Origin of the sequence: Variovorax sp. PBS-H4 (genome assembly GCF_901827205.1) — a bacterium.
Classification (GTDB): domain Bacteria; phylum Pseudomonadota; class Gammaproteobacteria; order Burkholderiales; family Burkholderiaceae_C; genus Variovorax.
This window is the reverse complement of sequence record NZ_LR594675.1, coordinates 277,673-288,016: the sequence shown is the minus strand read 5'-3', so window position 1 is coordinate 288,016 and position 10,344 is coordinate 277,673. Positions and strand designations below refer to the sequence as shown.

Below are 10,344 nucleotides of genomic sequence, written 5' to 3'. Positions count from 1 at the left end.
GACGGGGTTCAGGCGAGCGTCGTTGCACTCCAGAAGATGGAAGCCCAAGCCTGACGCGGCGCCCTCGAATGGGAGGGCCGCGCTGCAACGCTCCTTGGGAGCGGGGATTTTACGCCGGCTGTGCGGGCGCCGGGCCGCCGATGCGGATCGGCCGGGATGGCGTCGGCAGACGCAAGGCAGTCATTGAATTGCGGGATTTCGTTAATGAGCAAAACTCCGGCGGCTCAGCAGAAGTGGAACCCCTGCCAACAGCACGTTACGAAGCTTTGCGCAGTCGTTTTTCGCACGGGGAGAGGTCAGGGGTGCGTATTTGTTGCGAAATGTTTTGCCTCTTGCAGAAAAAGGGGCGGCAGGGAAATCAACAAATTGATGACGCGCGCGGAAATGTCGCAGCCACTTCATTCGATGGCTCTACAGGCTTTGTAATTTCAACCGAAACACGCTTTATGAAACCTTCATCTTCGTCCTCTTCTTCGCCCTTATCTTCCACAAGGCAGATCGACGCTCGTCTTTCTACTGAGAAACAGAAAACCGAGTCAGGGAAGAACAACCCCACCCAACGCGCCCCACTTGGCAATTTCGTTGATTCCGCTTCGGTAAAGAGAGAGCGGTATTCGAGGCAAAACCGATCCATCGACCTACGCAAACCCACCAACGCTTTGCCACGACCGATTCGTGGCCGCAACGACGCAAAAGGGCAACTAGCCCCATTTGAAGAATTTCATATTCCCATATCTGCCCCTCATTCCGAGAGCATCGTCAATCTCGATCCCGAGAACTATGGAGCGGAAAGCGAGCATTTCGCAGAAGCAGCCAAAACTGACGACTCAACAAAAAAAACGCATCTCCTGGAAAACGAAAAATCTTCGACTACACCTATACAGACAAAGCCGTCGAGGCTGCACAGAGTGCCCAAATTTGGAGCTCTGATTTCTCCGAGGAACAAGACCAAATCCGACAATGCCAGGATGCCGAGCATCTTCAGAAATGAAAAAGCAGACTACTTGCGTGTGCGGGAGAATCCGGTCTCGAACCATCAAGACCAGTTATTTTTGCCTCTTGGCGAAGAAGACAGTTCCTCCTCGATTACACCTACCGACGATGCAGCCGCAAAGACAAAATCATCAAAGCCGAAGCTCACTGCGCTAACCAAGATGAACTTTAGAAGTCTCATTTCACCCCGGAAGCCGGAAAATAGCAGAGTGGCTACAGACCTTAAGCAAGACATCTACAGCACGGAACCGCCGACCACGATTGCGGAGCTTCCAGCTGGAGAAACAATTGACGCTGATCAGTTGGCGGCGCTCATCGAGGGTGCGATTGAAAGGCGAAGCGATATTAGAGCCTCTCGGTTGAGGGCGTTGAATATTATTTATTGCGCTGCCGGTGGCGAGAGCTTTTTCCGAGATTCACCCTCGTGCCCGGAAATAGGTGCGTACGCGAAATTTCTGAGCGGACTTGAGCGGACATCCGAGGCATCCGCGGCACTACGCCTGAAGAGCCTATCCAAGCAATTAGGTAGATTTTTAGGCAATGAATCCAAAAAGGAATTGGCTGATCTTAAAAACGATGCTGCCTCAGTCAAGAAATGGGTCGAATCTCAATTTAAACAGGAACGTGACATGGAATTTGATACCGAGATTCGGGTCACAATGGAGAACATCGCCAAGGTGTTCGAGCAGGCAGAGGGGGCGATAGGGTCTAATAGCCGCGCTGTGAACATTCTCTATTGCGCTGCTGGTGGCAACAATGGCATTATTCGATCGGATTGGTATCCGGAAACCCATACCTTCACCACATTTCTGACGGACCTGCCGGAAGGAATGAGGCAGGAGTACGTAGAAGCCCTCTTCAACCAACTCAAGCAGCACATTCCCGAGAATTCTCGGTATAACATTAACAGGCTCATCCAATCCGGCGACATCCACGACCTTTTGGACCAGTTGGGGAGATATTTGGGCATTCACCAGTAGTCCTAAGAACGATCTCGTCGTGCTCCCCGGGCGGCCCCCTCACGCCGGCTGGGCCGCCCCCGACGCCGAGGCGGGCAAGCCAAAAATCCCGTCGAAGGCCCAATTGAAGGCAAAGGTGTAGATCAGGAAGAACACCACCAGGCCCAGGTCCATCACCAGGGCCTGCCACAGGCTTACTTCGAGCCACCACGCAAAGATCGGCACGAGGAAGGCCACCAGCCCGCCCTCGAAGCCGATCGCATGGGTGACGCGCCGGCGCAGGCTCCGGCCGCGCACGGCCTGACGCGACTCCCAGCGCTCGAACAAGGCGTTGAATGTGAGGTTCCAGACGACCGCAATGGCCGAGGCCAGCACGGCCACAACCCCCGAGTGACCGGCGCTTTGCCCCGTCATCAGCGCCAAGCCCGCGCTGGCCGCGACGATGGCAATGCCCTCGTAGAGCGTGATGTAGACGACGCGGCGCTTGAGCCCTTGCATGAAATGTTTCCATTGATGTGCTGAAGAGCTCGACTCTATGTGTCCACTGCTGATATAAAAAGTCATGTTCTTTCAAGTTGGCTGATAGATCCGATGAGTTTCACCAGCGACAACGTGGCGGTTTTCCTCGCCGTGCTCGACCACGGCTCATTCTCAGCCGCCGCGCGCGCGCTCCACCGTGTGCCCTCGGCCGTCAGCATGGCAATTGCCAACCTCGAAGCCGAGCTGGCCCTCGCCTTGTTCAACCGCACTGGACGCGAGCCCCAGCCCACGCCCGCCGCACGTTCCCTGGAGCCGCAGGCCCGCTTGCTCGCGGCGCAGCTGCAGCAGCTGCGAGTGCAGGCGCTGGCCCTCACGCAGGGACTGGAGAACCGGCTCACCCTCGCCATCGCGCCCGAGCTGCTGGCCGCGCCGTGGAGCGGCGCGCTGGCCAGACTCGCGCAGGAACATCCGCAGTTGGAGGTCGAAGTGCTGGCCGCGCCGCAGGACGACGCACTGGCGCTGCTTCACAGCGGCCGCGCGCAGCTGGCACTCGTCTTCGAGCGCCCCAGCTTGGACGGCCGCGAGGCGTTCAACGAGGTGGCCAACGAAATGATGGTGGCCGTGATCGCACCTGCGCATCCAGTGCTGGCCGGCGCCGGTGGCCGGCTGCGCGAGGACCACCTCCGGACCACTCGGCAGATCGTCGTGGCGGGCCGCGACCTGGGCACGCGGGACCCGCGCTTCGAGTTTGCGCGCCATGTCTGGCGCACTGACAACGCGCTGGCCGCGCTGAGCCTGATCACCGCCGGGCTCGGCTGGGGCTGGCTGCCGCGCAACTTTGCCCGACCGCACGTGGCGGCCGGCGCGCTGGTCGAGATCCCGCTCGAGAACCTCTCGAACGGGCTCGACCTCTGGGTCGACGTGGTCTGGTCGCGCGAGCGTCCGCTCGGGCTGGGTGCGCAGCGCTTCGTGGCGCTGATCGCGCGCAAGAAGAACTAGCTAGGGACGATCGTTCGACGGCGGCCGGTTGATGCGGTCCAGCTGCCTTTGCCGCAGATCCGCACCGGGCAAGGCGGGCGCCGGAACCGGCATCGGCATTGGCATCGGCGGGCGGCCGGCCGCCTGGCCCGGAGGCATTTGAGGCGGACGAGGGCCCGGTTGCACGGCCGGCGGTGGGGCCTGCGGGGGAAGCCGGACGCCCGCATCGCCCCGAGGCGGGCGGAAGTCTTGGCCAGGCTGCGGCGGACGAACATCACGATCGGGCCGCGGCGGTCGGAAGCCGTGTTCCTGCGGTGGCCGCGGCCCGGGCGGTTGTTGCCAATTCGGCTGCGGCCGGAAGCCCGGGTCGGGTTGCGGCTGGTAGCCGGGCCCGGGGCGCGGCCGGTAGCCCGAGTCGCGGTCACGCCATGGCCGGGGCTCCCAGTCCGGCCGCGGCGCCGGCACCGGACGCCAACCGGCCACGGGCGGCGGCGGCTGCCCATGCCACCAGCGCGGCTCGCGATACCAGGGCCGGTCGCGGTAGTGATCGGCCCAGTAGTTGCCGATGGTGAAGCCGACGATCGGCACGCCGATGGTCGCGCCGTAAGTCGCCAGGGGCAGCCGGCGGTCTTCGTAGACGTAGTCGATGGCGCCTGCGTACACCCAGCCGCGCAGGCCGTCGGGCAGCACCACGTCGCACCAGCTGTAGCCTCTGGTGCAGCCGAGCACCTCAAAGGGCTGCCCCGGACCCAGCCGGGCCACGACGGGGTAGTCGCCCGACGGGCCCGCTCGAAGATTGACAGTGCTGCGCGCAACGGCCTCCTGGGCCGCCGCGGCGATGGGAAGCGCGAGGGCAAGGGTTGCGATGCCGATCCAGCGTGGTGCGAGCTTGCGGTTCATGGTGCCTCCTTGATGAACGTAAGGGCAGACCGCGTGCCCGGGCATTGCCATTCGGCGACGGCCTGGTCGTCCAACGGACCCGCTCGCAAGGCGGTGCACCGCCATAACCCTTGGAGAGCTTCTTCATCCGGCCTTTACAGGACGAGAAGCAGGGGCGGCGGCTCAGGCCGCCTCTGGATAGAACGCCGCCCGATATAGCGCCCGGCCCGCCAGCGGCGCCACCGCCTGACCGATCGCGGCGATGTGTTCCGGCGTCGTGCCGCAGCAGCCACCCACGATGTTGACGAGCCCCTCGGCAGCAAACTCGTGCAGCAGGCGCGAAGTGACCTCCGGCGTCTCGTCGAAGCCGGTGTCGCTCATCGGATTGGGCAGGCCGGCATTGGGGTAGCAGCTGATGAAGGTGTCGTCCGCCACCCGCGCCAGCTCCTGGATGTAGGGCCGCATCAGTGCCGCGCCCAGCGCGCAGTTCAGTCCGATGGCCAGCGGACGCGCGTGTCGAACGCTGTGCCAGAAGGCCGTCACGGTCTGCCCGCTGAGGATGCGGCCGGAGGCATCGGTCACCGTGCCGCTGATGATCAGCGGCAAGCGCTCGCCGCTCGCCGCGAAGTACTCGTCGATCGCGAACAGCGCAGCCTTTGCATTGAGCGTGTCGAAGATGGTCTCGACCAGAAGCACGTCGGCGCCGCCTTCGACCAGCGCCTCCACCTGCTCGTAGTACGACGCGCGCAGCTCCTCGAAGCTCACGTTGCGCGCGCCGGGGTCGTTCACGTCGGGGCTGATGCTCGCGGTCTTGGGCGTGGGACCGAGAGCGCCGGCCACGAAGCGCGGCTTGTCGGGCGTGCTGAACTTGTCGCAGGCGGCGCGGGCGATGCGCGCCGATTCGACATTCACCTCGCGCGCCAGATCGGCCATCTTGTAGTCCTCCTGCGCGATGCGCGTCGCGCCGAAGGTGTTGGTCTCGACCAGGTCCGCGCCCGCGGCGAGGTAGCCCTCGTGAATGTCGCGGATGACGTCGGGCCGCGTCAGAGAAAGCAACTCGTTGTTGCCCTTCACGTCGCGCGGAAAGTCCTTGAAGCGCTCGCCGCGGTACTGCGATTCGCTGAGCTTGAAGCGCTGGATCATCGTGCCCATGGCGCCGTCGAGGATGGCGATGCGGCTGGCGAGGATGGCGGGGAGCTGCTGGGCACGCGTGTAGACGAGGGGCTTCATAGGAAGCGATTGTAGGAAGGGCTCCATGCCCTTCGCGGGCCTAGGCCTTGTGCGCGATGGAACCAACCCGTTGACCAGGGTTACGCATTGGGGCGCGCTGCTGTGTTCATTGTGGACAGAGCAGCAATCAGGAACCACCACCATGAACCAACTTCAATTCAACGACATCTGCGAAACGACCGCCCGCGCCCTGCACGTGGAACCGCTGCAGCAAGACCGGCGCTATTCGCTCTCGATCGACGAGGTCGAAGTGCTGATGGACTTCGAGGACGCCGAAGACAGCAACGCCCTCTTCTTCTACATCGACCTGGGCGACACCGACTCGCACGAGCGCGCCGAGGTCTGCGAGCAACTGCTGCAGCTCAACCTGCGCACGCACGGAACGCTGCGTGGCGCCTATGCCTTCGATGGCGGCTCGTCGCGAGCCATCTTCTGCGGGGAGCTTCGCGACGGCGAAGCGCTCGACGGGGATTTCGTGGCAGAGATGCTGCGCTACCACATCGATGAAACCAAGACGGCGCGGGAAGTCATCGGCCTGCGTTCGTCGGAAGGCCCCGGGGTTCTGCTGGCAAGCGTGCTGGCTTGAGCAAGGTTTTCCGCTTTTGCCGTTGATCAATTTTCAAACCGTTAAATCATGAGCGCATTTAAACTTAGACCACTCCCAGCCATTCCGGGCACCAATTCTCCCTTACCAGCCAAGACATCAGAAGGGCAGCCTGCCGCTGTAAAAGCAGATCTGGCATCCATTTTTCCAAAAAAAAGAAATGACGGAACTTCGACCACCGTCGCCACCTAAATCCGGACGGATTGCCGCGGATACCAGCCCCCGAGCCGAGGCTGAATCACCCGTCACCGAAAAGGGCAGCTTGACGCCTGAGTCCGCTGCACGTTCAACTCCGAAGTCCCCCTCAAAACGCCCCCCAAAACTGGAGAAGCGAGCAAAAGAGAGCGGTTTAAAGGCAAAATATCAGATGGGCAAATTTCTCTCCGATTTGGACAAAGATATGGACCAGCCACTGGTGGAGCCAATGGCCCCACTGGCCAAACAGCCGGCAAGCACTTTGAGAGTAGATACAACGCCTCCAACTACGCCAGCTATTCAACCCATTACAAATTTAATTACCTGGGAGCCTCGCGAAAGGAAGATGTCTTTAGGTCAGCGCCCCAGGCGACTTGTCCTCGATAAGTCAATTACTGGAAATTCCGGTTTGAAGCATCTATCAAAACACACTGCCAAAAATGCAGTCACCATGGATGCTACCGATTGTGGCAACTCCAGCGACGAAGAAATTAAAAAGACTGTCGATTAAGTTGGGCAGCATCATTGCCACGGCATTACTTTAGCAGGCAAATCACGCTGCCTGCAGGCAGCTCGGCCTGCATCACTTAGGCACACCATAACTGGCCAACAAAAAACCTTAAGGAAAATCATGGAAAGAAAAAGCAATTTACTGCCTAACGCCTTTGTAAACCCGCTATACAGAGGAACAGAGGAAAGCCAACGAAAAGCAGAGAAGCAAACCGAGGAAAGCAAACTAGGCACGGTGGTCGAGCCAAGGGCTGAGCGGCAAAGTTTTGTGCCCAAGTACAAATCGGTCAAGCCTTCCGCTTCCAAGATGGTGCGTACCACCACGAGAAAGGCTGAAGAAGAATCGGAAAAGAAGCCAACGCGCGGTTTGACGAAAGTGCAACCTCCGGGGGGGTTCATCAAGACGGTGCCCCTAGCAAGAATACCCGGCGAGACGAGCATCTCGGACGCTGTCCTAAGCCCGCGAAGCATGCTGCTGCAAAAAGGCCGCCCTCGCGTCGCGAAGGTGCCCGAACAAGCGCACAGCCCTACGAATGAAAGCAGCAGCGGCAGCGAGCATATTGCATTTGCTTCGGAACCCGTGCTCATTGCCGGCGAAGTGAAAAATCTGCCCGCCAAGGAGCCAGGGCATGAGGATTTACCGGTTGAGAAAAGTGATTCAGGTGAATTCGTAGAGCGCTCGGAAGAATTTCCGCACGAAGAGAAAATTGAGGAACTTCCTAACGAAGAGAAAAACAAAGATATCCCAAAGCAAGAGAAAAAACCAAAACCAGCGTTGTCGCACAGGACACGGCTCTCCAAAGTCAACCCACAAACCAGCAATGAGCTGGTAGAGACAATCAAATATTTGATGGAAGTGGACCAAAGCTCCGCAGCAGGCACTGTGCGAGCCATGAAGGCACTTTACAGCGCAGCAGGGGGCCAAGTTGCAGCCGATCCAGAGATGTCGGAGATCCAGGTTTACAAGACTAAGTTCGCGAGCGTTCCAAACGATAAAAGATACGAATTTTTAAAGCCCTTGTTTGATGAACTGGAGCCACACCTGCCCATGAAGGAAAGACAAGACATGCGAAATTCCCTGACGAATTTATACAGTAACACCAAAATCGCGAAAAATGACCTCATGATCAGGACGGAACTTGATTCGATCCGATTGAGGCTCAAAGAGCAGCTTGATGATCTGGAGGATAAGTCAAAGAAGAAGAAAACTTGAAAACCGGGGAATGCGCATCTGCATGCTCGCAAACTAGCCAACGGAGCCCCTACCGCCTTTCAACAAATCCCAGCACCGCCTCCACCATCCGCCGCACCACCGGCTGCACGCGGATGGCGGTTTCAGGCAGATACGCAAAGGGCAGCTGCTCCTCCATGTAGCTCGCCTGCGTCATTTCCAGCTGCACTGCATGCACGCCGCCCGCGGGATTCCCGTAGGTGCGCGTGATGTGCCCTCCTTTGAACCGGCCATTCAATACCGCGGTGTGGCCGCTTGCCGATGAGGCGATCCGAAGCAGCGCATTGGCCAGCGCCGGATCGCAGCTCGTCCCTCCCCCAGTTCCCAAGTTCAGATCGGTCAGCCGCCCTTCGAAGAAGCGAGGCAGCACCGAGCGGATCGAATGCGCGTCCCACAGCGCGACGGTGCCGTGCGCCGCCTTCATGCGCGCGAGTTCGGCCGCCAGCTGCTCGTGGTACGGCTTCCAGATCGCATCGACGCGCGCCGCGATCTCGGCCTCGTCAGGCACGTCGCCGGCAGCGTAGAGCGGGGTCTTGTCGAAGGTGTCGACGGGGCACAGGCCGGTCGTGTCCTGGCCCGGGTAGAGGTTCTGGTTGTCCGGCGGCCGGTTGAGGTCGATCACATAGCGCGAATGCGTGGCCACGAGCACGGAAGCCCCCAGCTCGTCGGCGAAGTCGTAGAGGCGCTCCAGGTGCCAGTCGGTGTCGGGCACCTGCCTCGCCTCCGGCGTCAGACGGGCGGCGAGCGCGGGCGGGACATGAGTGCCGACGTGCGGCATGGAGATCAGCAGGGGCCGCGTGCCCTGGCGGAAGCGGAAGGGCGGTTCGGTGGTTTCGAAGAGTTTCATGATGAAGCAGTGAGCAGTTGGCTGCGTGCGGCGACGAAGGCTGCCGCCGCATCCTGGTGAAGAAGATGCCGTCCATCTTTGACTCGCGTCTGCCCGGCCACGCAGACGGAGGCGATGGCGTTGCCGCGGTGGCTGGCGAAGACATGCGAGGACAGCGCGTCCGCGGCGCACAGGCCGGCCAGCGCGGGATGGCTGGCGTCGAGCACCACGAAGTCGGCTTGCTGGCCCACCGACAAGCCCGCCACGGCGCGGCCCGAGGCTTGTGCCCCGCCCTGCACGGCGGCCAGCGTCAAGGCGGCGGCGACGGAGGGCTGCGCGGCATCGGCGGCAATGTTGCGCTGGCGCTTCGCGAGCCGCTGGCCGTATTCGAGGAGCATCAGTTCCTCGGCCGCGTTCACGCAGATGTGGCTGTCGGAGCCCACGCCCCAACGGCCGCCGGCTGCGCGCCAGGCCTCGAAGTCGAACAGGCCATCGCCGAGGTTGGCCTCGGTGGTCGGGCACAGTCCCGCCACGGCGCCGGAGGCGGCGGCGCGCCGGTATTCGTCCGCATCCATGTGCGTCGCATGGACCAGGCACCAGCGGGCATCGACCGGCGCATGGTCGAGCAGCCAGGCGACGGGCCGCTGGCCGCTCCAGGCGAGGCAGGCCTCGACCTCCGCGGTCTGCTCGGCGATGTGAATGTGGATCGGTGCAGTGGCGTCGATGGCGTCCAGGCCGGCCAGCGCCTCCTTCAAGGCATCGGGCGCGACCGCGCGCAGCGAATGCGGCGCAAGGCCGAGGCACGCGCCCTGCGAATCGCACTCGGGGCGCAGCCGCTCGAGCAGGCGCAGCATCGATTCCGTCGAGCGCACGAAGCGCCGCTGTCCCGCGTTGGGCGGCTGGCCGCCGAAGCCGCTGGCCTGGTAGAGCACCGGCAGCAGGGTGAGGCCGATGCCGGTTCGCTCGGCTGCGCGCAGCAGGGCCAGCGCAATCTCGGCGTCGTCGGCATAGGGACGGCCGTCGCGGTCGTGATGCAGGTAGTGGAACTCGCAGACCGAGGTGTAGCCGGCTTCGAGCATCTCGACATAGAGCCAGGTGGCGATGGCTTCCACCTGTGCTGGCGAGAGCTGCGCTGCAAAGCGGTACATCAGGGTGCGCCAGCTCCAGAAGCTGTCTTCGCCACTGCCGCGGAATTCGGTGAGCCCGGCGAAAGCGTGCTGGAAGGCGTGCGAATGCAGGTTGGGCATGCCGGGGATGAGGGGGCCTTCGCACGCAGGGATGTCCGCAGGCGCTTCGGCTTCGGGCTGAACATGGGTCAAGCGGCCCGCCCCGTCCCAGCGCAGCAGCACGTTGCGCGCCCAGCCGGAAGGCAGCAGCGCATCGCAGGCAAAGAGGGCGTTGCCCCGTCCCCCTCCGGGGGAGGGTTGGGGTGGGGGCACCGGGCCTCCGACTGGCGCAA

At 61.9% G+C, this 10,344-nt stretch carries 10 protein-coding genes and 1 riboswitch; of the genes, 5 read left to right on the top strand and 5 right to left on the bottom strand.

Features of this window, described 5'->3' with window-relative positions; translation table 11 throughout:
• Positions 1-7: 7 nt before the first annotated feature.
• A riboswitch (S-adenosyl-L-homocysteine riboswitch) is annotated at positions 8-102 on the bottom strand.
• A complete protein-coding gene (locus E5CHR_RS01380) occupies positions 69-1,973 on the top strand; it encodes a hypothetical protein (RefSeq protein WP_162578035.1) in 1,905 nt (634 codons plus the stop codon). Its footprint overlaps the riboswitch before it by 34 nt.
• Before the next feature lie 39 nt (positions 1,974-2,012).
• Here the strand turns inward: E5CHR_RS01380 and E5CHR_RS01375 are convergent, their stop codons facing one another.
• A complete protein-coding gene (locus E5CHR_RS01375; protein ID WP_162578034.1) occupies positions 2,013-2,450 on the bottom strand; it encodes a PACE efflux transporter in 438 nt (145 codons plus the stop codon).
• Positions 2,451-2,543: 93 nt separating this feature from the next.
• Between E5CHR_RS01375 and E5CHR_RS01370 the strand changes: the two genes are divergently transcribed.
• Entirely contained in the window at positions 2,544-3,431 is an 888-nt protein-coding gene (locus E5CHR_RS01370; protein WP_162578033.1) for a LysR family transcriptional regulator, read from the top strand.
• On the opposite strand, the gene E5CHR_RS01365 is transcribed toward E5CHR_RS01370, so the two are convergent.
• Complete coding sequence (locus E5CHR_RS01365; protein ID WP_162578032.1) at positions 3,432-4,310, bottom strand: SH3 domain-containing protein; 879 nt, start codon at positions 4,308-4,310, stop codon at positions 3,432-3,434.
• A 162-nt stretch (positions 4,311-4,472) separates the two neighbouring features.
• Positions 4,473-5,519: a homocysteine S-methyltransferase family protein gene (locus E5CHR_RS01360; RefSeq protein ID WP_162578031.1), complete on the bottom strand. Its 1,047-nt coding sequence runs from the start codon at positions 5,517-5,519 to the stop codon at positions 4,473-4,475.
• A gap of 142 nt (positions 5,520-5,661) precedes the next feature.
• Here E5CHR_RS01360 and E5CHR_RS01355 point away from each other — a divergent pair, with 142 nt between their 5' ends.
• The 3 genes from E5CHR_RS01355 (at position 5,662) to E5CHR_RS01345 (ending at position 8,041) form a co-directional block, all read left to right on the top strand.
• Positions 5,662-6,105 (top strand): CesT family type III secretion system chaperone, encoded by a 444-nt coding sequence (locus E5CHR_RS01355; protein ID WP_162578029.1) that lies wholly within the window; start codon positions 5,662-5,664, stop codon positions 6,103-6,105.
• 178 nt (positions 6,106-6,283) lie between these two features.
• Entirely contained in the window at positions 6,284-6,829 is a 546-nt protein-coding gene (locus E5CHR_RS01350; RefSeq protein ID WP_162578028.1) for a hypothetical protein, read from the top strand.
• Between the two features lie 120 nt (positions 6,830-6,949).
• Positions 6,950-8,041 (top strand): hypothetical protein, encoded by a 1,092-nt coding sequence (locus E5CHR_RS01345; RefSeq protein WP_162578027.1) that lies wholly within the window; start codon positions 6,950-6,952, stop codon positions 8,039-8,041.
• 49 nt (positions 8,042-8,090) lie between these two features.
• Here the strand turns inward: E5CHR_RS01345 and hutG are convergent, their stop codons facing one another.
• A complete protein-coding gene (hutG, locus tag E5CHR_RS01340; protein WP_162578026.1) occupies positions 8,091-8,906 on the bottom strand; it encodes an N-formylglutamate deformylase in 816 nt (271 codons plus the stop codon).
• On the bottom strand, positions 8,903-10,324 hold the full coding sequence (locus tag E5CHR_RS01335) for a formimidoylglutamate deiminase (RefSeq protein ID WP_162578025.1): 1,422 nt from the start codon (positions 10,322-10,324) through the stop codon (positions 8,903-8,905). Before E5CHR_RS01335 ends, hutG begins: the two co-directional genes overlap by 4 nt.
• Positions 10,325-10,344: the final 20 nt, after the last annotated feature.